The sequence below is a fragment of the Microbacterium azadirachtae genome, assembly GCF_025583665.1.
Lineage (GTDB): Bacteria > Actinomycetota > Actinomycetes > Actinomycetales > Microbacteriaceae > Microbacterium > Microbacterium azadirachtae.
The window spans coordinates 158,300-180,236 of record NZ_CP099706.1 but is presented as its reverse complement, the minus strand read 5'-3'; the positions used below and the strand labels follow the sequence as shown (position 1 = coordinate 180,236).

Sequence of the window (21,937 nt, the reverse complement as noted above, 5' to 3'; positions counted from 1 at the left end):
CGGTCAGCGCCGCACCGACCGGGTCACCGTGAACTTCGGGGTGCGGGTCAGCTGCACCGTCTCTCCGACCGCCGCCGCGAGCGCCCGACGGTGATCGAGGTGCGAGTTGAACACGGTCCATGCCTCGCCCCCGGGACGGAGCATCCGCGCGGCGGCATCGATCAGCCGGCGGCCCGCGCCCTCGTGCACGCTCGCGCCCAGATGGAACGGCGGGTTCAACAGGATCAGATCCACCGATCCTTCCGGGATCGCGGATCCCGCGTCGTCGAGGGTCACGTCCACGCGGGCCGCCACGCCGTTCGCCGCCATCGTGGCGCGGGCCGAGCGCACGGCGGCGGCCGAGCGGTCGGTCGCGATGATCCGCGCCTGCGGTGCCGCGACGGCCAGGGATGCGGCGAGCGCACCGGTACCGCAGCCGAGGTCGACCGCTGTGAATCCGTCACGCCGGGCGAGGGCCACGAGATCCTGCGCACGCTCGCGCATGACCTCCAGGAGCACCCGCGTGCCGATGTCCACGCGATCGCCGGCGAACGCTCCGCCGTACGCGCAGAGCGTGAGCCCGAACTCCGGGTGCGGCGACGACACCGGGAAGGGCGGATCCGCGGCGACCGGTCGCGGCTCGGCGGCGAGGATCAGGCGCGACTTGCGCTCCCCGCGCTGCGGCTGCACGCGCGCGAAGAACCGGGCGAGCACCTCGTTCTGCGCGAGGGTCATGTGCTTCACCCTGCCGCCGGCGAGCAGCACCGCGTCGGGCGCCGCCCAGCGGGCGACCGCGTCGGCGATCTCCTCGAGCTCGGCGAGCCCCTTCGGCAGCTGCAGGAGCACGAGCCGCGCGCCGCGCAGCAGCTCGGCGTCGAGCTCGTGCGGCGCGAAACCGGTCAGGTCGAGGGCGGCGGCATTGCGGGCGAGCGCACGGCGGCCCGTCACCAGATCCTGATGCACGCGCACGCCGGCGAGGCCCGCGGCGACGAGGGGCAGCGTGAGGGCGCCGTACCCGTCGCCGATCACGGCGATCGCGGATCCGTCGATGTCGCGGTCTGCAGCCTCGGCCAGCGCCGCTGTGACGAGCAGCTCGTCCGTCGCGTCCCAGGCCTGCAGGTTCGGCGCCTCGACATCGGGGAACCGGCGCAGGCGCGCGTACGGGAACTCGGGCACCCGCCCAGAGTACGCGGGGTCGCCGCTCGCCCCGGAACCGGGGAAATTCACGGGTCCGGCTCCTTCCCGGCGCACCGCCCGGGCGAGGATACTGGTCAACGATGAGCGCAACGTTGACCGTCACCCAGGTCGTCCTCCCCACTGCCCCCGTCGGATCCCCGAACCCCCTCCCCGCGATCGCGGGGATGCCGCAGGCGCCCTATGAGGCCTCCGCCGAGGGGCTCCCCGCCGAGATGGCGGCGAACATCCGGTACGGACAGGTGTCGTCGATCCATCCGTACCTGATCCAGGACGGCTACGACCGCACCCGCACGCCCGCCCCGATGCGCGTCGCCGTGCTCGAGAACGAGCAGCTGCGGGCAGAGTTCGCCCTCGATCTGGGCGGCCGGCTCGTGCGCCTCTTCGACAAGACCACGGGGCGCGACCTCGTCTATCGCAACGCGATCCTGCAGCCGGCGAACCTCGCCCTGCGCGACGCCTGGTTCTCCGGCGGCGCCGAATGGAACATCGGCATGCGTGGGCACTGGCCGCTCACGGTCGATCCGCTCTACGCCGCCGAGCTCACCGGGGACGACGGCGAGCCGATCCTGCGCCTGTGGGAGTACGAGCGGGTGCGCGGGCTGATCCTGCAGATCGACGCGACGCTGGAAGGCCCCGCCCTGCACGTGCACGTGCGGGTGCGCAACCCGCGCGACCGTGAGACCGGGATGTACTGGTGGACGAACATCGCCGTCGCCCAGTCGGAGGGCAGCCGGGTGTTCGCGCCCGCCACCCACGCATACATGACGGGCTACGACGGCACGCTCGGCCGCGTCGATCTGCGCAAGGCCGACCCGCGCTTCCCGGCCGCCGCGCCCGCCGCGGCCGACTACTTCTTCGACCTCGCGCCCGGCCTCGCGGATTCCGCCGACGCCGCAGACGCCCCGGCGCCGCGCCCGTGGATCGCCGCCGTCGACGCCGAGGGATCCGGCCTGGCTCACGTCTCGACCGCGCCGCTCACCGGCCGCAAGCTCTTCGTCTGGGGAGACACCCCCGGCGGGCGCCGCTGGTGCGACTGGCTCGGCGGCGAGACCGGTGCCTACTTCGAGATCCAGGCCGGGCTGGCCACGACGCAGTACGAGCATCTGCGGATGCCCGGCGGCGCGACGTGGGAGTGGACGGAGACCTTCCTGCCGCTACAGCTGGCGGATCCGCGTCTCGACGGGGGCTGGGACGACGCCGTCGCCGAGGTCGGCCCCCAGGTGGTGCAGGCGGCGGAGCGGATCGGCTCGGCCGGGATCGCCCGGCTCGAATCCTCCGTCGACGTCGCCCCGGAGGCGCTGATCTCGATCGGGTCGCCCTGGGGAGCGCTCGAGCAGGAGCTCGCCGCGCGCACCGGAACGGCGTTCGCGTCGCCGGCCGGAGTGCGCTTCGTGCGCGACGGCGAGGAGGGTGCCTACTGGGCCGCCCTTCTGGATGCTCCGTCCGACCGCATCGGACGCGGGATCGCGGAGCCGGATCCGCTCGTCGCCCCTGACTCGTACGTCACCGGCGACGAGTGGGACCACGTGCTCGCCGAGGCGCCCTCGACCTGGCTGACCCACTATCACCGTGCTGTCGCGGCACACGCGCGCGGCGAGCACGGCACCGCGGTCTCGCACTACGAGGCGTCCCTGCGGCACCGGCGCAGCCCCTGGGCGCTGCGCGGACTCGGACTCGCCCTGCGCCAGTCCGACGGCGGCACCGCGGCGCAGGCGGAGGGGATCCATCGACTCGCCGAGGCGCGCGAGCTCGCCCCCGATCTCGCCCCGCTGGCCCTCGAGCTCGCCGAGGCGCTGCTGTCCGACGGCCGGGCCGACGAGGTGCGCACACTGATCGGCGGACTTCCGGCGGAGCTCCGCGGGCTCGGACGGTTCCGCGTGGTGGAAATCCGCGCGGCCCTGGCCGTCGGCGACCGGGAGACCGCGGGGCGGATCCTCGAGGAGCGCTTCGAGGTGCCGAACCTCCGCGAGGGCGAGCTGAGCATGTCGGCCCTGTGGCACGAGGCCTTCCCGGGTCGCCCGGTCCCGTCGTGGTACGACTTCGAGATGGCCCCCGAGGACTGAGCCCGACCCGTCGGCGGCAACTCCCTGACTGCTCCCCGCCCGGCTGCTCGCTGGTCGCGGATTGCGACTTCCACGGGCTGAAACCCGCAATCTGCGACCAGCGAAGAGGGGGATACCCGCTCAGCCCTGCATGCGCGGGTCCTCGGTCGGGTCGCGGAACATCGGGGGGCACCCGGCGCCGACCGCCGACGGGCTCAGCTCGAAATGCCACGCCTCGTTGTCGTACGTGCGGCACAGTCCGAACTGCGCGCCGTGGCGGTTCAGCCAGTCGGCCGCGTCATAGGGCGAGACGTCGACCGCCTGCCCCTTCACATGCAGGGAGGTCTCCGGAGTGCCGACCCAGCGCGCGGCCTCCGCGGCCGACCCGTAGGTGCGCACCGCGTCGCGCAGCAGCCACGCCTGGTACGCCTTCGAGCGCCAGCCCCCGCCGACCCGCAGATCGACGCCGTCCTCCGCGGCCGCCGCGTGCGCCTGCTGCAGAGCCTCGCGCAGGGCAGGATCCAGCCGGGCCACCGCCGGCGCCGCGTCCGACACGGCGAGCGAGTCGCCGTCCGCGATGTACCCGTCCTCCGCGGTCGGCCGGCCGCCGCCCCGGGCGACCGCGGATCCGGCGTCCGTCCCGCCTGAGACCACCGTGTCCGGATAGTCGGGCCGGGCGGCGATCGCCGCGGTGACCACGGCTGCCGCCGCGCCCGCCCCGATCGTCACGAGCACCAGCAGCACGACCAGCAGCCGGAACAGCCGGCGACGCGGGCGGGGAGGACGCCCGCCCGCGCGCTGCTCCCGATCCGTGGAGCCGGACGGATCCAGGATCCACTCGGGCGCCGTGCCGGGCCGCAGGGACGTGGTCGTTCTCGTGGGGGTGTCCATGCCTCCACCCCATCGATGCGGACGTTGCCGGGTCGTACGCGCTTTCGCATACGCTCCCGATACGCGCGGGTGCCTAGGCTTCTGGCATGCGCGTGCTGATCGTGGAAGACGAACCCGCCCTGGCCGGTGCGGTCCGTGATGGACTGCGCCTCGCGGCGATCGCGGCGGACACGGCCGGCGACGGCCACACTGCCCTGGAGCTGCTCGACCTGAACTCCTATGACGTGGCCGTGCTCGACCGGGACATCCCGGGGCCGAGCGGCGACGACATCGCCCGCGCGATCGTCGCCGCAGGATCCGGGCTGCCGATCCTCATGCTCACGGCGGCCGACCGGCTGGACGACAAGGCGACCGGCTTCGAGCTCGGGGCCGACGACTACCTCACCAAGCCCTTCGAGATGCGCGAGCTCGTGCTGCGCATCCGCGCGCTCGCCCGCCGCGCACCGCGATCGACCCCGCCCGTGCACGAGCTCGCGGGCATCACCGTCGATCCCTTCCGCCGCGAGGTCTACCGCGACGGCCGCTACGTGGCGCTCACCCGCAAGCAGTTCGCCGTGCTGCAGGTGCTCGTCGAGGCCGGGGGCGGGGTGATCAGCGCGGAGGAGCTGCTGGAGCGGGCCTGGGACGAGAACGCCGACCCGTTCACGAACGCGGTGCGGATCACCGTGTCGGCGCTGCGCAAGCGGCTCGGGGAACCGTGGGTGATCCTCACCGTGCCGGGCGTCGGCTACCGGATCGACGCGGACGACGCGGCGGCCCGCCCCGTCGACGATCACACGACGGAATCCGCTCCCCGTGCCTGAGCCCATGGCACCCGTGCCCCTCGGGCCGCACGCCGAGCGGAGCCGCGGACTCTCGGTGCGATGGCGGCTCACCCTCAGCTACGTGGCCCTGGTCGCGATCGCCGGGGCCGTGCTGCTGGGCGTGGTGGCGCTCTGGCTGCTGCGCTACGTGCCCGACGGCGAGGTCTACAGCAGCGACCCCTTGGCGGGCGGCAGCTGGGCACCGAACCGCACCGACCTGATTCGCGCCTTCGTGCCGGCGGCGACCTGGGCGCTGCTCGCGCTCATCGGGCTGAGCGTGCTCGGCGGCTGGCTGCTCGCCGGCCGGGTGCTGCGCCCGCTCGCGATCATGGCCGACACCGCCCGCGCCGTGGGCGAGGGAGAGCTGAGCGCACGGATGGCGCTGCCTGGACGCGACGACGAGTTCCGCCGGCTGTCGGACGTGTTCGACGGGATGCTCGACCGGATCCAGGCCGATCTGGAGCGCGAACGGCGGTTCGCCGCGAACGCGTCGCACGAGCTGCGCACCCCGCTCGCGATCACGCGGGCACTGCTCGACGTCGCGCAGGCCGAGCCGGATCCGGACGTGCCGCAGCTGCTCGAACGGCTGCGCACCGCGAACGAGCGCGCGGTCGCGCTCACCGAGGCGCTGCTGCTGCTCGCACGGCTGGATGCGCGCCCGCCGCAGCAGGTCGAGGTCGACCTGTCGCTCGCGGCGGAGGGTGCGATCGAGCTGCTGCACGAGGTCGCGGCGGCGCACGACGTGCGCATCGACGCCGTGGGCGACCCGGTGTTCGTGCGCGGCGATGCGGCGCTGCTCGACCAGCTCGCCCTGAACCTCGTGCAGAACGCGCTGGTGCACAACCTGCCGTCCGGCGGCTCGGCCACCGTGCGCACGGTGAGCCTGGGCGGCCGCGGCGCGCTTGTGGTGGAGAACACCGGCGAGAGGCTCGACCCGGATCTCGTCGCGACGCTGGTCGAGCCGTTCCAGCGCGGCTCCGGACGGGCGCGCGACGGCGGTCACGGCGGATCCGGGCTGGGGCTGGCGATCGCGGGATCGATCGTCGAGGTGCTCGGCGGATCCCTCGTGCTCACCGCGCGCCCCGAGGGCGGCCTGCGCGTCGAGGCGAGCTTCCCTCTGGCATGAGGGTCTCGGGCCGCCCCACGACGGGAGGGAGCCCTCACGCCCCGTAGGCGGCGAAGAACATGTCGAGCGCGGCCTCGACGTGCGCGGGGATCTGCGCGGGGGAGAGCGCCGCCGCGTCGCCGAGCAGCATGGCGCGATTGATCGGCTCCCCCATCACCAGCCAGTTCAGCTGCGTGGCGGCCTGCTCGGCATCGACCGGACGGACCACGCCGGCGGCGCAGAGCTCGTCCACCACCGCGGTGAGAGCGAGGATCGCGCGTCGCGGTCCCAGCTCGTAGAGTGCCTCGGCGAGCTCCGGCGAACGACGCAGCTCGCCGATCACGAGACGACGCAGCGCGAGGATCCGCGGATCGAGGACGGCGGTCAGCTGAGCGACGAGAAGGTCGTGCAGGCCTTCGCGCGCATGGGAAGCGTCGGGGAAGGTCGGCGCGGGATCGAGGACGGAGGCGCTCGCTCCTTCGGTCTGGGCGCGCACGATCTCCAGGAACAGGTCGCGCTTGCTGCCGAAGTGGCTGTACAGCGTCTGCTTCGCGACCCCCGACTCCTGCGCGATCGATTCCATCGTGACCGACTCGTATCCCGTCGCGAGGAACTGCCGCTCTGCCGCCGCGAGGGCCGCGGCTCGCTTCGGCTGCGAACTCGGGCGCATCCGATCACCTCCTTGCGCAAATCATACTCGCGAGTCTAATATCCAAAACAAGACTCAACAGTCTAGAAAGTGGAGGTGCCCCATGGCAGAGAAGTCCGCTCTTCAGTTCGACGCCCGTCTTCGCGTCGCACCCGAGGCCGCATCCTGGACGGTGTTCGACGTTCCCGGATCGCGCGCCTTCTTCGGCACCGGCAGGCCGGTGCGGGTGACCGGGACCATCGACGACCAGCCGGTCGCGATCACGCTCATGCCGATCGGCAACGGCGCCCACGTCGGTCCGGTCAAGGCCGCCACGCGGGCCGCGCTCGGCAAGGCCGCGGGCGACCTGGTGCGCGTGCGGTTGAACGGACCGGTGGCATGATGCGAGTGCGCACGCCCTACGGCGACGCCGTCGACGTCGAGCTGCACGGGCCCGAGGGCGCCCCCGCAGCGCTCTTCGTCCAGGGAGCGGGACCGGGGCGGGCCGAGAACCCGATCCCCTCGTCTACCGCGCGTCTGCTCGCCGGACGCGGATACCGGGCGGCCGTGCCCGAGCGCCTCGGACGGGGCGAATCGGCCGCCTCCGGTCCCGTCGACCTCGACCGCGAACTCAGCGCGATCACCGCAGTCTCCGAGGCGCTCAGCGCCCCGGTCGTGCTGATCGGGCACTCGTCGGGATGCGCCCTGGCGATCCTCGCCGCGGCCGGCGTCCCCACGCTCGCCGGGGTGATGCTGTGGGAGGCGCCTCTGTGGCAGTTCCCCGAGGGCGCGCCCGCGTGGTGGGCCGGCGTGAAGAGAAGCATCGACGCAGGGGACCTCGAGGGTGCGATCGTCCGGTACATGGCGGGCATGCCCCCCGAGTGGATCGACGAGCTGCGCACATCCCCGCAGTTCCCTGCACTGGTGCACAGCTGGATCCCCGACGGCACGGCGCTCGCCCTGGTCGAGGAGCGCTCTCCCCGCGCCTTCCTCTCCGGGATCGACGCCCCGGTGCTGGCCCTCGTCGGCACGGAGACGTTCCCCGGCATGACCGAAGCGGCCTCCGCCGTCGCCGAGTCGGACGCGAACGGGACCGCGGAGGAGCTTCGCGGCGCCTGGCACGATTGGGATCCGACGGCGATGGCAGAGCGGATCGCACGCATGCTCACCGCCCGCCCCGAGGGCGGCCTGCGCGCCGAAGCGGACTTCCCGCTGGCGTGAGGCCGGATCCCGTGCGTCAGTCCGCCAGGACGACCTCGTAGCCGGCGTCGCGCAGGGCGCGCCGATCGTCCGGCGCGAGGCCGTCGTCGGTGAGCAGCGTGGGGAAGAGGTCGGATCCGCCGACCGCCGCGAACGCCGACGCCCCCACCTTCGACGAGTCGGCGACGATCACGGCGCGGCGGGCACGGCTCGCCATCATCCGGTTCACCGCGGCCTCGCGCTCGTCGTGCGTGGTCGCGACGCCGCTCGTCGAGAGCGCGTTCACGCCGATGAAGGCGATGTCGAGACTGACGCCCGCGAGCAGCTGCTCCACGAACGGCCCGACGAGCTCGTAGCTGCGGGAGTGGATCACGCCGCCGGTCACCACGACCTTGAAGTCGGGGCGCGTGGCGAGCTGTGCGGCGATGTTCACCGCGTTGGTGACGACGGTGAGGCCCTGCTCGGCGAGGTCCTCCCGTGCCGCGAGCGCGGTGGCGATGGCGGTGGTCGTGGTGCCGCCGGAGAGTCCCACGACAGCCCCGGGGGAGACGAGCGCCGAGGCGGCCTGCGCGATGCGTTCCTTCTGGGAGGTGCGCTGGTGGCTCTTGTAGCGGATCGGCAGCTCGTAGGCGACCGACTGCGCGACGGCGCCGCCGTGCGTGCGCGTGAGGAGCCGCCGCTCGGACAGGCTGTCGAGGTCGCGCCGGATCGTGGCGGCCGACGCGTCGAAGCGCTCCGCGAGCTCCTCGACCGACACGTCGCCGCGGACGGCGAGCAGGTCGAGGATGGCCGTGAGGCGATTGGCCCGGTTCATGCCGCCCCTTCGGGTTTCGGGGAGCGATGTCCGCCCCGGAACAGCGTAGACGGCGACGAACATCGCTCCTCGAATGCGAAGGGGAGGATCATGACGGGGTCGGTCCGGCGAAGAGGCGCAGCAGGCGGGCGGCCTCGCCGGCGACGGCGTCGCGGGCCGGCGCGAGGTACTTCCGGGAGTCGACGAGGCGCTCGTCCTCCTCCAGCCTCTGCCGGATGGCACGGGTGAAGAATCCGTTCAGGTGGGTGGAGACGTTGATCTTCGTCATCCCGGCCCGCACCGCCGCCGCGATCGTGTCGTCGGGCACCCCGCTCGACCCGTGCAGCACGAGCGGCACGTCCGCCCCGTCCTCCCCGGCGCCGCGCAGGGCCTCGCGGAGCCGCGCGATGAGGTCGAGGTCGAGGGCGGCGGTGCGATCGGTCATCGCGTGCGAGGAGCCGACCGCCACGGCGAGCGCGTCCACCCCCGTCGCCTCGACGAACGCGCGCGCCTCCCGCGGATCGGTGCGCACCCCGGGGGCGTGCGCACCGTCCTTGCCGCCGACCTCGCCGAGCTCGCCCTCGACGTAGACCTCCGCCGCGTGCGCGCGCTCGACGACCTGCGCCGTGAGCGCGACGTTGTCCGCGTAGTCGAGCGTGCCGCCGTCGAACATCACGGATCCGAATCCGAGCGCGATGGCCTCGTCGACGAGCTCGGGGCGCTCGGCGTGGTCGAGGTGCACCGCCACCGGCGTCGACGCGCGGCGTGCGACGGCGAGCGTCGCGAGTGCGATCGGCTCGAGCGCACCGTGGTAGTCGGCGCAGTTCTGCGAGATCTGCAGGATCACGGGCAGGCCGGCCTGGGCCGATGCGGAGACGAGCGCCTCCGCGGTCTCCAGGTGGATCACATTGAAGGCTCCGACGCCGGTGCCGCGGCGGGCCGCGTCGTGCACGAGGTCGCGGGCGGAGACGAGGGTCATCGGGGGGTCCTTTCGACGGACGGACGGCGCAGCGCGGTCAACGACGGGCTGTCGACCATCACAGCGGATTCGAGGTCGGGCCACGACGGGTGGATCTCGCCCGCCAGCGGCATCAGCACCGCCGCCGCCGACCATGCGGTGGCCCGGCGCAGCAGCGCGACCGGATCCTTCACGCCCCGCGCCAGCAGCACGGCGCACGCGGCGACGGCCGCGTCGCCCGCGCCGGTCGGGTTGCCTGCGAGCGGCTCGGCGAGCCGGGCGCGCACGATCTCCTCGGACGTGACGGCGAGCATCCCGTCCGCACCACGGGACAGCAGCACCAGCGACGCGCCGCGATGCAGCAGCTCGCACGCGCCCGCCACGGGGTCGGCGATGCCCGTCGCCTCGGCGAGTTCGGCGGCATTCGGCTTGAGCACGGTCGCCCCCGCATCCGCAGCGGCGAGGAGCGCCGGCCCTGACGTGTCGGCGATCACGGTGGCTCCGACGTCGCGACCGAGGCGGATCAGGCCGGGGAGCAGCTCGTCGGGGGCACCAGGGGGCAGCGATCCGGAGAGCACCAGCACCGGCTTGCGGCCGCGGACGGGGGCATCGCCGAGCGACCGGCGCACGGCTTCCGCCAGAGCAGCCCACTCCTCGGGACCCGGGTTCAGGCCGCGCTCGTTGACGATCGTGGTGTCGCCGAGGTGTTCGTCGACCAGGGCGATGCTGCGTCGCGTCGCGCCCCGCACCGGGATCAGCTCGTGCGGCACTCCGGAGGCGGCGAGCTCGGCGGCGAACTCGTCGCCGGTCGGCCCCCCGGCGGTGGCGAGCGCACGTACGGGGGCGCCGTGCGCGTGCGCGACGCGAGCCACGTTCAGGCCCTTGCCGCCCGCGCGGGCGACGCCGGTGTCGGCGCGGTGCGTTCCGCCGGGCAGGATCCGGTCGACATGCCAGGTGAGGTCGAGGGCGGGATTCGGGGTGACGGTGACGATCATCCGAGGCTCCTGGCTCGCAGCGCCGCACCCAGGATCCCCGCGTTGCCGAGCAGCTGGGCGGGCACCAGCTCGGGGAGGCGGTGGAAGCTCAGCCGCGCGCGCAGTCGGGTGCGCAGCTCGTCGAACAGGGCGCCGCCGGCGCGGGAGAGCCCGCCTCCGATCACGACCGCCTGCGGCGCGATCACCGCGGTGAGCTGCGCGATCGACAGGGCGAGCGCATCGAGCGCCTCGTCCCAGACGGCGGCGGCGGCGTCGTCGCCCGCCCCGGCGAGGGCGATGACCTCCTTGGCGCCTTCCACGGGAACACCCGTGCGCGCCGTGTAGCGCCGGGCGATCGCTCCGGCCGACGCGATCGCCTCCAGGCATCCCCGGGCGCCGCAGGCGCACACGGGCTCGTCCGCGACCGGCGAGTGCCCGACTTCTCCGGCGTAGCCGCCCGAGGTGAACGGCACTCCGCCCAGCAGCAGCGCTCCCGCGATCCCGGTGCCGATGATGAGCACGATCGAGTCCGGATACGGCCGGGCACCGCCGAGCACGTGCTCTGCCCACCCGCCCGTGCGCACGTCGTGATCGAACGCGACGGGCAGCCCGAACGCCTCCTCCGCGAGCGCGCGGATCGGGGCGTCGCGCCAGCCCATGTTGCTCGCGAACACGCCGACCCCGGCGACCTCGTCGACGATGCCGGGGACGACCAGCCCCACGGCGACCGGATCCACGCCCGGATGCTCCTCGCGCAGCTGCGCGCCGAGCTCGACCAGCCGCGCCACGAGGCGCACGGGCAGGTCGGCGCCGGGCTCGGGCGTGGGCGTGCGGCGCAGCCCGAGCATGGCGCCGTCGGCGTCGAACAGCGCCGACTTGATGTCGGTGCCGCCCACGTCGAACGCGAGCACCGGCGCGCCCGCACCGAGCTCCGCCGCCTGCGCGAGCGGATCCCCCGACGCGTCCGTGACGACGTCGGGCACGGCGCGCGCGGCCTCGGCCGCGTCGTGCGACGCGGCCTCGCGGTCGGCACTGGTCATCATCGGGATCCCTCAGTCCTCGAGGATCACCGAGCGGGTGAGGTTGCGCGGCTCGTCGGGGTTGAGCCCCTTGGCGAGCGCGCGGTCGAGCGCCACGCGGTGCAGCCGGGCGAGATCGGCCATCGGGTCGATCGGGTGCTGCACCCAGCGTCCGCCCGTCGCGGCGACCTGCGCGTCCAGCCCCTCGGGCGCCGCGCCGAACTGCCACGTGATGCGGCCGGGCGCGGCGATGGCGATCGGACCGTGGCGGTAGTCCATCGACGGGTACGACTCGGTCCACGACTGCGACGACTCGCGCATCTTGAGCGCGGCCTCGTGCGCCAGCCCGATGGTCCAGCCACGGCCGAGGAAGGTGTACTGCTCGGCGCCGGCGAGCGTGGGGTCGACGTCGGCGAGGGCGGTGCGGACGTCGGCAATGGCGCCCGTGAGGTCTTCGCCCAGGGACGCGCGGAACAGGGCCAGCGCCGTGGTCGCGAAGCGCGTCTGCACGACCGACTTCTCGTCCGCGAAGGGCAGCAGGACGGCGTCGTCGACCATGCCGACGAGCGGGGAGGTCTCGTCGCCGATCACGCCGACGATGCGCGGGGCGGATCCGGCCGACTTCAGCTGGTCGACGAGCTCGAGCACCTCGGTCGTCGTGCCGGAGCGCGTCAGCGCCACGACCGCGTCGTAGCCGCGGTCCATGAACGCCTCGCTGGCCGCGTACGCGTCGGTGATGCCGAAGCCCGCGCGCTCGCGCAGCGCCGCGTAGGACTGCGCCATGAACCACGAGGTGCCGCAGCCGACCACGGCCACGCGCTGACCCTTCGCGGGCAGCAGCGCCTGTTCCGCGGTCATGCCCGCGGCGCGCTCCCAGGTGTCGGGCTGCGAGTCGAGCTCGGCGCGCATGTGAGCGCCGGGGGCGAGAGTCTCGTTCGGGTCGGTCATACGTCCTCCTCGGCGGGCACGGTCCCGCAAGTGCGCGACCTTGCACGATCATACGTCAAAACGATCATGTTCCGTCAGTCTGTCTTGCGGGGCGTCCCCACCTGCCCCAACCACGGCGTCGCGCGGAAACACGAATATCGCTAGGCTTTCGCCACCGACGAAACATGAACAACGTACGGCTTTCGTCGATGCCGTCCATCGAAGGAGATGACATGCCCGACCTGTCCCGTCGCACAGCCCTGCTCGCGCTCGGCGGAAGCGCCCTCGCCGGAACGCTCGCCGTCACCGGTGCCCCTCAGGCGGTCGCCGCACCGCCGGCCGCTCCGCCGAACCGCACGACCACGGTGTACCTCGTGCGCCACGGCCGCACCTGGCTGAACCAGGCCGGACGCATCCAGGGATGGTCCGACTCACCGCTCACCGACGCCGGCGTCCAGACCGCCGCGAACGTCGGCCGCAACCTCGCCGCCGAGATCGGCGGCTTCGATGCGGCGTACTGCGCCGACATGACGCGACACTTCCAGACGGCGAGCGGGATCCTCGCCGCAGTCTCCTCCGCCCTCACGCCCATCCGGGTCGCCGGACTCCGCGAGGTCGCCTACGGCGGGTGGGAGGGCGAGAAGCAATCCGTCGCCTACCCGCAGCTCGCCGCCGCGGGCCCGCTCGACACCCTCGCGCACATCATCGATGCGTTCGGGGCGAGCAATCCCGACACCGCGCTTCCGACCGAGACGCATGCTCAGGTCGCCGCACGCATGAACGACGCCCTGACCGCCGCCGCGACCGATCGCACGCTGCCGCGGCGTTTCGGCGGCGCCGTCCTCGCCGTCTCCAGCGGCATGTCCATCACCTGCCTGCTCGAGTCGCTCGGCGCGGAGGTGCCGGCTCCGCTCGAGAACGGCGCGGTCAGCGTTCTCAGCCACGCCCGGGGCACCTGGACCGTGCGATCGGTGGGCGACACGCGCTACGCGGGCTGAACCGTGCGCGGGCCGCCGGGTCAGCGGGACTCGGCGGCCTCGGTGTGGTGGCGGATCACCTCGGCGACGACGAAGTTGAACCACTTCTCGGCGAACTCCGGATCCAGGTGGGCCTCTTCGGCGAGCGCGCGCAGGCGGGCCACCTGCTGCTCCTCGCGGTTCGGATCCGACGCGGGCATCTCGTGCTCGGCCTTGAGCACGCCGACCTGCTGCGTGCAGCGGAAGCGCTCCGCGAGCATGAAGATGAGGGCGGCGTCGATGTTGTCGATGCTGGCGCGCAGTCGCAGCAGTTCGGCGCGGGGATCGGCGGCGGTCATCGGGGTCTCCTCACCGGGCGGCGGACGAGCGATCCCTCCGACGATAACGCGTCGCAGGCCCCTACAGTGAAGCCATGACCCGCGAAGACCGCACCCCCGAGGAGGCGGCGGAACACACCGCCGCGACGCCCGCCGGCCCGGCCGAGAACACGGGCACGGCGACCGCGACCGCGGACCCCGTCGACGACGCCGACGCGGTCCCTCCCGTGACCTTCGTCGAGGCCGGACCGCCGCGAGCCTCGTTCTGGACGCGCATCGACAAGCCCGTCCGGCTGGGCTTCCTCGTCACGCTCGGCGGGCTCCTCGCGATCCTGCTCGGCCTGTCCCTCGGCAGCCTGTCGACCGTGCTCATCTACATCGCGTTCGCGCTGTTCGCCGCCCTCGGCCTCGACCCCGCCGTGCGCTGGCTCGAGAAGCGCGGGCTGTCCCGCGCCTGGTCGGTCGTGGCGGTGATCGTGGCACTCGCCCTCGTGCTCGTCGTCATCGTGCTGGCGATCCTGCCGACCGTGATCGACCAGATCGCCACGTTCGTGACCGGGATCCCCCACACGATCCGCAACTTCACGCACACGGACTTCTACGCCTGGCTGGAGAACCAGTTCGGGGTGGGGCTGACGGATCTCGTCACCGAGGTGCAGAAGTTCCTCAGCGACCCCAGCCGGATCGCGCAGATCGGCGGCGGTGCCCTGCAGATCGGCACGGGCATCGCGACCGGCATCGCCACGGGCGTCTCCGGCGGGCTGATCGTGCTCGTGCTGACCCTCTACTTCCTCGCCACGCTGCCGTCGATGAAGGCCGGGCTGCTGCGCCTCGCGCCGGCCCGCGACCGCCGCAGCATCGACCGCATCAGCGAGCAGATCACCGAGTCGGTGGGCGGCTACGTGATGGGCATGGTCGGCCTCGCGTTCATCAACGCGATGATCGTCTTCCTGCTCTACCTCGTGCTGGGGCTGCCGTTCCCGCCGCTCATGGCGACCGTCGCGTTCCTCATCACGCTGATCCCGCTCGTCGGATCCGTGCTGTTCTGGATCATCGGCACGGGCATCGCCCTGTTCAGCTCGCCGCTCATGGCCTTGATCTTCGCGGCCGTCTACGTCGTGTACATGCAGATCGAGGCCTACGTCATCACGCCGCGGGTGATGAGCAAGGCGATCGCGATCCCGGGATCCCTCGTCGTGATCGGCGCGCTGGTCGGCGGCACGCTGCTCGGGCTGCTCGGCGCGCTCATCGCGGTGCCCGTGACCGCCTCGATCCTCATCATCGTGAAGCAGGTATGGATCCCCCGGCAGGACGCACGGATCTAGTCCGCACGCCCTCGCCCGGGGTCCGGCTCAGCCCAGCCGGTAGGCGCGATAGTGCACCGCGGAGCCCTCGCGGCGGCAGACGGCGACGTGCAGCGCGCGCTGCAGCCCGCGGTGCCGCGGCGCCGAGGACTCGAACTCCACGACCGTGCGGAAGTAGTACTCGGACGGCGGCACCGGCTCGCCACGGCCGAGACGCGCCAGCACCTCGGACGGGCCGGTGCGCACGCCCCGCGCCCGGAGCAGCAGCGGGCCGTCGGCGGTGACCGCGGAGTAGTCGGCGTCGATGTCGAACGTGCCGTCCTCGCGGATGAGCTGCCGGTCCGATCCGCCCGGGAGGATCTCGGCCTCGAGCGAACCGGTGATCCTGCCGCCGAGGATCGGGACGACGCGGCGGTGCCCGGCGGAGGTGACCCCGAGATCGATCGGCGGCCCGACCTGCACCGTCACGTCGAACGCCGGCTCGAGGGCGGGCTGCGGGAGCTCCGCGAACAGGTCGGTCATCGGCTGGCCCCCTTCAGCGCCTCGGCGAGTCGCTCGAGAGCCGGGACCGCCGCATCCACGGCCGAGCGGTCGGACGGATCCAGGCTCGCCAGCGCCTCGCGGAGCAGCTCTCCGGCGGCCTCGTCGAACCGGTGGAACAGGTCGATCGCACGCGCGGAGGCCGCCACGACGACCCGCCGTCCGTCACCGGCGCCCCGGCGCCGTTCGACCAGGCCGTCGGCCTCCATCGCGCGCAGCAGATTGCTGACGGTCGAGCGGCTGAGATGCAGGGCGTCGGCGAGCTCCGCGGGGCCGCGCTCCGCGCCGTCCGGCGACGGGAGCAGCGCACGCACAACCTCGATCTGGGCGTCGGGGATGTCGGGCAGGGAGCCGCGCTCCCTGGCGGCGGCGAGCAGGGTGCGGCGCAGCGGCGAGATGACCGCGGCGAGCCGCCCCTCGGGGCCGCCCTCAAGCTCCGCGCGGCTCACGCCGGTGCTCCGACGGTGAGCGACGCGCGCTCGTTGAGGATCGACGGGTCGAATCCCGCGGCGCGCTTGTACGCGTTCGCGATCTCCTCGCGCTCCGCGCGGGGGATCACGTCGTCGATGCGAGCGAAGCCCTGCGGAGCGCGCTCGGCGGCCAGGAGCATCACGCGCTCCGGTCCCGTGGCACGGGTTCCCGCGAGCAGCGCCGTCATCGCGGGGCGACGTGCCTGCTCGTAGCCGGCGAGCGCGGTGTCGATCGCGGTGAGCCCGCCGTCCGCCGCGGCAGCCCGGCCGTCCGCCGCCATCGCGGTGCCGAGGTGGAACGCCAGGGTGCGTGCGTCGAGGATCGCCTGGGATCCGCCGTTCGAGCCGTTCGGGTACATCGCGTGTGCGGCGTCGCCGACGAGCGTGGTGCGTCCGAAGGTCCACTGCGGCAGCGCGTCGCGGTCGACCATCGGGTACTCCAGGATCTCGTCCGCGTTCGCGATGATCGCGGGCACGTCCAGCCCGTCGAACACCCAGTCGGAGAACAGCGCCGCGATCGGCGCGGGATCCACCGACCGGTTCCAGTCCGCGCGGTCGCTGAGGCTCTCGAAGGGGCCGACGCCGCGGCGCTCGGCGATGAAGTTCAGTCGCTGGCGCCCGTCCACCGGGGCGCCGAGCGGATAGGCGACGAACTTCTGCTCGCCGTCGCCCGCCATGATCATCGTGCGACGGTCGACGAGCACGGGCGCGTCGGCCACGCCCCGCCACAGGGTCAGCCCGCTCCACGGCGGCGCCCCCTCCTGCGGGTACCGCAGGGCGCGCAGGGCCGAGTGGATCCCGTCGGCGCCGACCGCCAGGTCGTAGCGGGCCTCGACCTCGCCGTCGTCGGCGGCGAAGCGCACGGTCTCGGATCCGTCGGCCTCGCTCTGCGCGCCCACGAGGCGGTGCCCGAGCCGGATGACGTCGCCGAGGCGCTCGACGACCGCGTCCCGGAGCGCGAGCTGCAGCCGACCGCGGTGCACGGACAGCTGCGGCCAGCGGTAGCCGGCGCCCAGGCCGCGCGGCTCGCTCCAGATGTGCTGCCCGAAGCGGTTCATGTAGACCAGGGTCTCCGGGGCGACGCCGAGCGCCTCGACCCGCTCGCGCAGGCCGAGCTCGGTGAGCTCGCGGATCGCGTGCGGCAGCAGGTTGAGTCCCACCCCGAGACCGCGGATCTCCTCGGTGCGCTCATGCACCGTGATGTCGCGGAAGCCGGCGGCCTCCAGGCTGAGCGCGGTGGCGAGCCCGCCGATCCCCGCGCCGATGATTCCGATCCGCATCGATCCACTCCTGTCTCCGGCGTCGTCGCCGCGGATTAGTTTTGTCACAAAACCAGTCTCGACGCAACCCCGGATCCCGCACCCCGTGCCCGATCCCCCCTCTGCTCGCTGGTCGCAGATTGCGGCTTTCCGGAGCCCAGACCCGCAATCCGCGACCAGTGAGCTGAGGGCGGGGGCGTTCGCCGGGGGCGGGTCAGCGGGCAGGGGCGGGTCAGCGAGCGGCGCGCTCGGCGGAGTCGAGGATCTGGTCCACGCCGAGGAAGAACAGCTCGCGGTCGCGCAGCGAGGCCAGGGCCACGGTGTGCTCCGCGATGCGGGGGTAGACCCGGGGGTCCGCCAGCGGAGGCTCGTCGAACCACGGCCCGTCGATCTCGCCGTCGGCGCGCTCCGCCCGCGCCCGGGCGATGCCCGCCGCGGTCGACAGCACATGCGACGCCAGCAGCGCGTAGTGGCGCACGACGTCGGCCTCGCTGAGCCCGGCCGTCGTGAAGGCCTGCAGCATGAGCTCGATCGCGCCGAGCTCGCCGGGGCCGTGCGTGGTGAGGATCGTGGCCTCGGCGCCGACCGCGGGGTATTCCGAGTAGAGGTCCAGCGTGGCGGCGGCCATCGCCCGCAGCCGGCCGCGCCAGTCGTCCAGCGGCACGTCGATGCTGTTCAGCGCGCGCAGGGTGACCTCGTCGAGCAGGGCGCGCATGAGGTCGTCCTTGCTGCGGAAGTGACGGTAGATGGCCGTCGGATCCGCGCCGAGGCGGGCGCCGAGATCGCGCACGGATATCGCCGAGACGCCGGTCGCCGCCAGCTCGAGCCCCGTGGCGACGATGAGCTCGGGATCCAGTCGCGGGCGCGACGGGAGTCGGGATGTCGTCTCGCCCTCAGCCATCGTGCGGCTCCTCCTGTTCCCGGGCCCGCGCCCTTCGGATTCCTATCGTCCCACGTAACCAATCACCGATCATCGGTTCAGTCAACACTGTTGACATCGCCGCGGACAGTCGTCTAGCGTTATCGCGACCCGCGGCCCTGCGGGGTCATCGCCCGCCGTCGTGCGGGCTCCTCATCTGCTTCAACGGCGAAAGGCGGACGATGACGACGACACGCGTCTTCCACGGCGGATCGGTGTTCACCGGTACCGGCACCCCCCTCGACGGCCAGGCCGTCATCGTGCGCGGCGAGCGCATCGACCGGCTCCTCCCCGAGACCGAGCTGGCCGCGGTGCTGGGCGCCGAGCCCGAAGGGTCGGTCGAGCTGATCGACCTCCGCGGCGCGCTGCTCAGCCCCGGCTTCCAGGACGCGCACATCCACGCGGTAGGCGGCGGCGTCGAGCTGCTCCAGTGCGACCTCAGCGGCACGGCGTCCGCCGAGGAGGCCGTCGCAGCGGTCCGCGCCTACGCCGAGGCGAACCCCGACGAGGAGTGGATCCTCGGCGGCGGCTGGTCGATGGACTGCTTCCCCGGCGGCAACCCCGCCCGCGGCCTGCTGGACGCCGCCGCCCCGGGACGTCCGGTGCTGCTCGCCAGCCGCGACCACCACAGCCTCTGGGCGTCGACCGCCGCGATCGAGCGTGCGGGCCTCGGTCCCGACACCCCGGATCCGGTCGACGGCGTGATCGTCCGCGAGGAGGACGGCTCCCCGGCCGGCACCTTCCACGAGGGCGCCGGAGACCTGTTCGGCGACGTCCGGCCCGCGACCTCCGAGGAGCTGCGCTACCGCGGGCTGCTCCGGGCGCAGGAGGAGCTCATCGCGCTCGGCATCACCGGGTGGCAGGACGCGATGGTCGGAGGCGAGGGGGCGAGCATCGCCGACCCCCTCCCCGCCTACGAGCGGGCGCTGTCCGAGGGCACGCTGCGCGTGCACGTCACCGGCGCACAGTGGTGGGAGCGCGACCGCGGCATCGAGCAGGTCGCGCACATGGTGGCCGAGCGGCAGCGCGTCGCCGCGCTCGGCTCCCCCGGGCGGCTCGAGATCGGCACCACGAAGATCATGGTCGACGGCGTCGCCGAGAACCACACCGCCGCGATGCTGACGCCGTACCGCGACTCGCACGGCCACGACACGCACAACCACGGCCTGAGCTTCATCGACCCGGCGCGCCTGCGCGAGTACGTGACGGCGCTCGACGCGGCCGGCATGCAGGTGCACATGCACGCCCTCGGAGACCGCGCCGTGCGCGAGGCGCTGGACGCCCTCGAGACCGCCCGCGCCGCCAACGGCCCGACCGACAACCGCCACCACCTCGCGCACCTGCAGATCGTGGCCGAGGAGGATGTGCCGCGCTTCGCGGAGCTGAACGCGGTCGCCAACCTGCAGGCGCTGTGGGCCACCCACGAGGACCAGCTCGACCAGCTCACCCTGCCGTTCCTGCAGGAGGGCCTGGAGGCGCGGCAGTACCCGTTCGGCGACCTGGTGCGCGCGGGCGCGCGACTCGCCGCCGGAAGCGACTGGCCCGTCTCCAGCGCGGCCCCGCTCGACGCGATCCACATCGCCGTCACCCGGGTCGCCCCGGGGCTCGACGCCGAGCCCCTCGGCGGCGCCCACCAGCGACTGGATCTGGCCACGGCCATGGCCGCGTACACCTCGGGCAGCGCCTACGTGAACCACCGCGACCACGACACGGGGCACATCAAGCCGGGGTACCGCGCCGACCTGGTCGTGCTGGATCCCTCGCCGTTCGACGTGCCCGCCGACGAGATCCACCGCAGCCGCGTCGCCCAGACCTGGATCGACGGGGCGCTGGTGCACGCCGTCGAGACCGCCGCCACCACCGCCCGCACCACCTCCATCGATGAAGAAGGGGAGCCGTCATGACCCGAACCCGCCTCGCGAGCGGCGCATCGCGCCACCTGATCCGCGTCGCCGCCGCGGGAGCCGCCGCACTGGTCGCCGCGGCGTCCCTGACCGCCTGCTCGGGCGGCTCGACCGGCGGCGCCTCCGCGACCGCCGAGTGGAAGCTGACCACCACGACCGCGAAGCCGAGCGGCGACATCGACTCGTTCTCGTTCGCGCTGTACGCCGAGCCCGCGACCCTCGACTACGCCTACGCGTTCGACTACCCGGACAACCAGGTGCTCGCGAACGTGTGCGAGTCGCTGCTGCGCCTGAACCCCGACTACTCCCTGAGCCCGGGCCTGGCGAAGAGCTTCGCCAACCCCGACCCGCTCACCTGGGTCTACGAGCTGCGCGACGGCGTGACCTTCCACGACGGCACCCCGCTGACCGCCGCGGACGCCGTGGCCTCGATGCAGCGGATTATGGATCCGCAGGTCGGATCCAGCTGGTTCTCCGTGTACCAGAACGTCGAATCGATCACGCAGACCGGCCCGATGGAGGTCACGGTCAAGACGAAGATCCCCGACTCCCAGTTCAACCAGGGCATGGGCGGATCGGCGGGCGTCATCGAGTCGGCGGCGACCCTGGCCGCCAAGGGCAAGGACTACGGCAACTCGACCGCCGGGGTGAACTGCACCGGGCCGTTCGCCCTGAAGGCGTGGAAGTCGGGCGAATCCCTCACGCTCGAGCGCTACGACGGCTACTGGGACAAGGAGCTGCGCGCGAAGTCGAAGGAGATGACCTTCTCGATCATCCCCGACGCCACGGCGAGGGTGAACGCGATGAAGTCGGGAAGCGTCGACGGATCCTGGCAGATCCCGATGGAGTCCGCCCCGCAGCTGCAGGCCTCCGGCAAGGGGGACGTGCTCTACGCCCCGTCCAGCGCCACGAGCGATCTCGTCGTGAGCAACATGAAGGGCGTGCTCGGCGACAAGCGCGTGCGCCAGGCGCTCCTGATGGCACTCGATAGGCCCGGCATCCTCAAGGGCGCGTCGCAGGGCGTCGGGGAGATCAGCGACGTCCTCACCACGAAGCTGGTCTGGGGAACCGCCTCCGAGGCCGCGAAGAAGACCGCCTTCGACGACATCACGCGCTACAAGCAGGATCTGGCCAAGGCCAAGAAGCTCGTCGAGGAGGCCGGCGCGACCGGCAAGGAGCTCGTCTACGTGACCGCGCCGATCGGCAACGACTTCTCGGTGGTGTCCCAGGCCACCCTGGCCGCGGCGCAGTCGATCGGGCTGAAGCTGACCATCAAGACCGTGAGCCCAGCCCAGTACACGGCCCTGTTCAGCGACCCGAGCGCCCGCGAGGGCGTCGACCTCTTCTACACGGTCTGGTACCTGTCCAGCCCGGACGCCCTGGAGATGTACGGCGTGCTGCGCACCGGCGACTTCAGCAACTACGGCGGCTGGAGCGATGCGGAGTTCGACAAGACCGTGAACGAGGCGGTCGGCACGATGGATCCGGCTGCGCGGAGCGTGCTGACCGCCAAGGCGCAGCAGATCGCCAACGAGGAGCTGCCCTGGCTGCCGCTCGCCACAGGTCCGCTGCCGCTGTTCCTGGGCAAGCGGATCACGGGCCTCGACCCGTCGATGGCGTTCCTCTACTACCCGTGGGCGGCGCAGATCGGCAAGCGCTGATCTCCGCACCCCTCCGATGAGCCGGACCCCGGGGCGTCGCGCGACCGCGGCGCCCCGGGCCGGCCGAGAC

The 21,937-nt window shown here is 72.9% G+C and carries 22 protein-coding genes; 9 read left to right on the top strand and 13 right to left on the bottom strand.

The genetic code is table 11. The features are described from left to right. Positions 1 to 3: 3 nt before the first annotated feature. Positions 4 to 1,155: a class I SAM-dependent methyltransferase gene (locus NFX31_RS00855; protein ID WP_045251119.1), complete on the bottom strand. Its 1,152-nt coding sequence runs from the start codon at positions 1,153 to 1,155 to the stop codon at positions 4 to 6. A gap of 101 nt (positions 1,156 to 1,256) precedes the next feature. Here NFX31_RS00855 and NFX31_RS00850 point away from each other — a divergent pair, with 101 nt between their 5' ends. After that, positions 1,257 to 3,239, top strand: a complete 1,983-nt coding sequence (locus NFX31_RS00850) for a DUF5107 domain-containing protein (protein WP_262956466.1) — start codon at positions 1,257 to 1,259, stop codon at positions 3,237 to 3,239. 120 nt (positions 3,240 to 3,359) lie between these two features. On the opposite strand, the gene NFX31_RS00845 is transcribed toward NFX31_RS00850, so the two are convergent. Then, entirely contained in the window at positions 3,360 to 4,109 is a 750-nt protein-coding gene (locus NFX31_RS00845; RefSeq protein WP_262956465.1) for a M15 family metallopeptidase, read from the bottom strand. 86 nt (positions 4,110 to 4,195) lie between these two features. Between NFX31_RS00845 and NFX31_RS00840 the strand changes: the two genes are divergently transcribed. Both NFX31_RS00840 and NFX31_RS00835 read left to right on the top strand, forming a co-directional pair. Beyond that, positions 4,196 to 4,912, top strand: coding sequence for a response regulator transcription factor (locus tag NFX31_RS00840; RefSeq protein WP_045248929.1), 717 nt, complete (start codon positions 4,196 to 4,198; stop codon positions 4,910 to 4,912). Between the two features lie 4 nt (positions 4,913 to 4,916). After that, a complete protein-coding gene (locus tag NFX31_RS00835; RefSeq protein WP_091477805.1) occupies positions 4,917 to 6,038 on the top strand; it encodes a sensor histidine kinase in 1,122 nt (373 codons plus the stop codon). 34 nt (positions 6,039 to 6,072) lie between these two features. Here the strand turns inward: NFX31_RS00835 and NFX31_RS00830 are convergent, their stop codons facing one another. After that, positions 6,073 to 6,687, bottom strand: a complete 615-nt coding sequence (locus NFX31_RS00830; protein ID WP_045248931.1) for a TetR/AcrR family transcriptional regulator — start codon at positions 6,685 to 6,687, stop codon at positions 6,073 to 6,075. A gap of 82 nt (positions 6,688 to 6,769) precedes the next feature. Here NFX31_RS00830 and NFX31_RS00825 point away from each other — a divergent pair, with 82 nt between their 5' ends. Then, positions 6,770 to 7,048: a DUF1905 domain-containing protein gene (locus NFX31_RS00825; RefSeq protein ID WP_045248932.1), complete on the top strand. Its 279-nt coding sequence runs from the start codon at positions 6,770 to 6,772 to the stop codon at positions 7,046 to 7,048. Continuing rightward, positions 7,045 to 7,866: an alpha/beta hydrolase gene (locus tag NFX31_RS00820; protein WP_262956464.1), complete on the top strand. Its 822-nt coding sequence runs from the start codon at positions 7,045 to 7,047 to the stop codon at positions 7,864 to 7,866. The genes NFX31_RS00825 and NFX31_RS00820 overlap by 4 nt, the downstream gene beginning before the upstream one ends. 16 nt (positions 7,867 to 7,882) lie before the next feature. Here NFX31_RS00820 and NFX31_RS00815 read toward each other — a convergent pair whose 3' ends face one another. The 5 genes from NFX31_RS00815 to NFX31_RS00795 all read right to left on the bottom strand — a co-directional run bounded on the left by NFX31_RS00815 (position 7,883) and on the right by NFX31_RS00795 (position 12,537). Then, entirely contained in the window at positions 7,883 to 8,659 is a 777-nt protein-coding gene (locus NFX31_RS00815) for a DeoR/GlpR family DNA-binding transcription regulator (protein ID WP_045248934.1), read from the bottom strand. 88 nt (positions 8,660 to 8,747) lie between these two features. Beyond that, positions 8,748 to 9,617 (bottom strand): class II fructose-bisphosphate aldolase, encoded by an 870-nt coding sequence (locus tag NFX31_RS00810; protein WP_045248935.1) that lies wholly within the window; start codon positions 9,615 to 9,617, stop codon positions 8,748 to 8,750. Beyond that, complete coding sequence (locus tag NFX31_RS00805) at positions 9,614 to 10,591, bottom strand: 1-phosphofructokinase family hexose kinase (RefSeq protein WP_091477809.1); 978 nt, start codon at positions 10,589 to 10,591, stop codon at positions 9,614 to 9,616. The genes NFX31_RS00810 and NFX31_RS00805 overlap by 4 nt, the downstream gene beginning before the upstream one ends. Beyond that, the gene (locus tag NFX31_RS00800) at positions 10,588 to 11,610 is read right to left on the bottom strand and encodes an ROK family protein (protein ID WP_262956463.1); all 1,023 of its coding nucleotides are present in this window, start codon (positions 11,608 to 11,610) and stop codon (positions 10,588 to 10,590) included. Before NFX31_RS00800 ends, NFX31_RS00805 begins: the two co-directional genes overlap by 4 nt. A 12-nt stretch (positions 11,611 to 11,622) precedes the next feature. Beyond that, positions 11,623 to 12,537 (bottom strand): SIS domain-containing protein, encoded by a 915-nt coding sequence (locus tag NFX31_RS00795; protein WP_045248937.1) that lies wholly within the window; start codon positions 12,535 to 12,537, stop codon positions 11,623 to 11,625. Positions 12,538 to 12,749: 212 nt separating this feature from the next. On the opposite strand from NFX31_RS00795, the gene NFX31_RS00790 reads away from it, so the two are divergent. Next, entirely contained in the window at positions 12,750 to 13,514 is a 765-nt protein-coding gene (locus NFX31_RS00790; RefSeq protein WP_262956462.1) for a histidine phosphatase family protein, read from the top strand. Positions 13,515 to 13,534: 20 nt separating this feature from the next. Here NFX31_RS00790 and NFX31_RS00785 read toward each other — a convergent pair whose 3' ends face one another. Then, positions 13,535 to 13,831 (bottom strand): chorismate mutase, encoded by a 297-nt coding sequence (locus NFX31_RS00785; RefSeq protein WP_045248939.1) that lies wholly within the window; start codon positions 13,829 to 13,831, stop codon positions 13,535 to 13,537. A 74-nt stretch (positions 13,832 to 13,905) separates the two neighbouring features. Here NFX31_RS00785 and NFX31_RS00780 point away from each other — a divergent pair, with 74 nt between their 5' ends. Continuing rightward, positions 13,906 to 15,135 carry an AI-2E family transporter gene (locus NFX31_RS00780; protein WP_091477811.1) on the top strand — a complete coding sequence of 410 codons (1,230 nt, stop codon included), beginning with the start codon at positions 13,906 to 13,908 and terminating at the stop codon, positions 15,133 to 15,135. Between the two features lie 27 nt (positions 15,136 to 15,162). Here NFX31_RS00780 and NFX31_RS00775 read toward each other — a convergent pair whose 3' ends face one another. The 4 genes from NFX31_RS00775 to NFX31_RS00760 all read right to left on the bottom strand — a co-directional run bounded on the left by NFX31_RS00775 (position 15,163) and on the right by NFX31_RS00760 (position 18,284). Beyond that, positions 15,163 to 15,636, bottom strand: a complete 474-nt coding sequence (locus NFX31_RS00775) for a DUF3237 domain-containing protein (RefSeq protein ID WP_045248941.1) — start codon at positions 15,634 to 15,636, stop codon at positions 15,163 to 15,165. Continuing rightward, entirely contained in the window at positions 15,633 to 16,103 is a 471-nt protein-coding gene (locus NFX31_RS00770; protein ID WP_045248942.1) for a MarR family winged helix-turn-helix transcriptional regulator, read from the bottom strand. The genes NFX31_RS00775 and NFX31_RS00770 overlap by 4 nt, the downstream gene beginning before the upstream one ends. Further along, entirely contained in the window at positions 16,100 to 17,404 is a 1,305-nt protein-coding gene (locus NFX31_RS00765; RefSeq protein WP_262956461.1) for an FAD-dependent monooxygenase, read from the bottom strand. Before NFX31_RS00765 ends, NFX31_RS00770 begins: the two co-directional genes overlap by 4 nt. Before the next feature lie 211 nt (positions 17,405 to 17,615). Next, positions 17,616 to 18,284: a TetR/AcrR family transcriptional regulator gene (locus NFX31_RS00760; RefSeq protein ID WP_262956460.1), complete on the bottom strand. Its 669-nt coding sequence runs from the start codon at positions 18,282 to 18,284 to the stop codon at positions 17,616 to 17,618. Between the two features lie 200 nt (positions 18,285 to 18,484). Here NFX31_RS00760 and NFX31_RS00755 point away from each other — a divergent pair, with 200 nt between their 5' ends. Together NFX31_RS00755 and NFX31_RS00750 are read left to right on the top strand one after the other, a co-directional pair. Then, positions 18,485 to 20,206 (top strand): amidohydrolase, encoded by a 1,722-nt coding sequence (locus NFX31_RS00755; protein WP_262956459.1) that lies wholly within the window; start codon positions 18,485 to 18,487, stop codon positions 20,204 to 20,206. Beyond that, positions 20,203 to 21,867: an ABC transporter substrate-binding protein gene (locus NFX31_RS00750; protein WP_091477816.1), complete on the top strand. Its 1,665-nt coding sequence runs from the start codon at positions 20,203 to 20,205 to the stop codon at positions 21,865 to 21,867. Before NFX31_RS00755 ends, NFX31_RS00750 begins: the two co-directional genes overlap by 4 nt. Positions 21,868 to 21,937 lie beyond the last annotated feature (70 nt).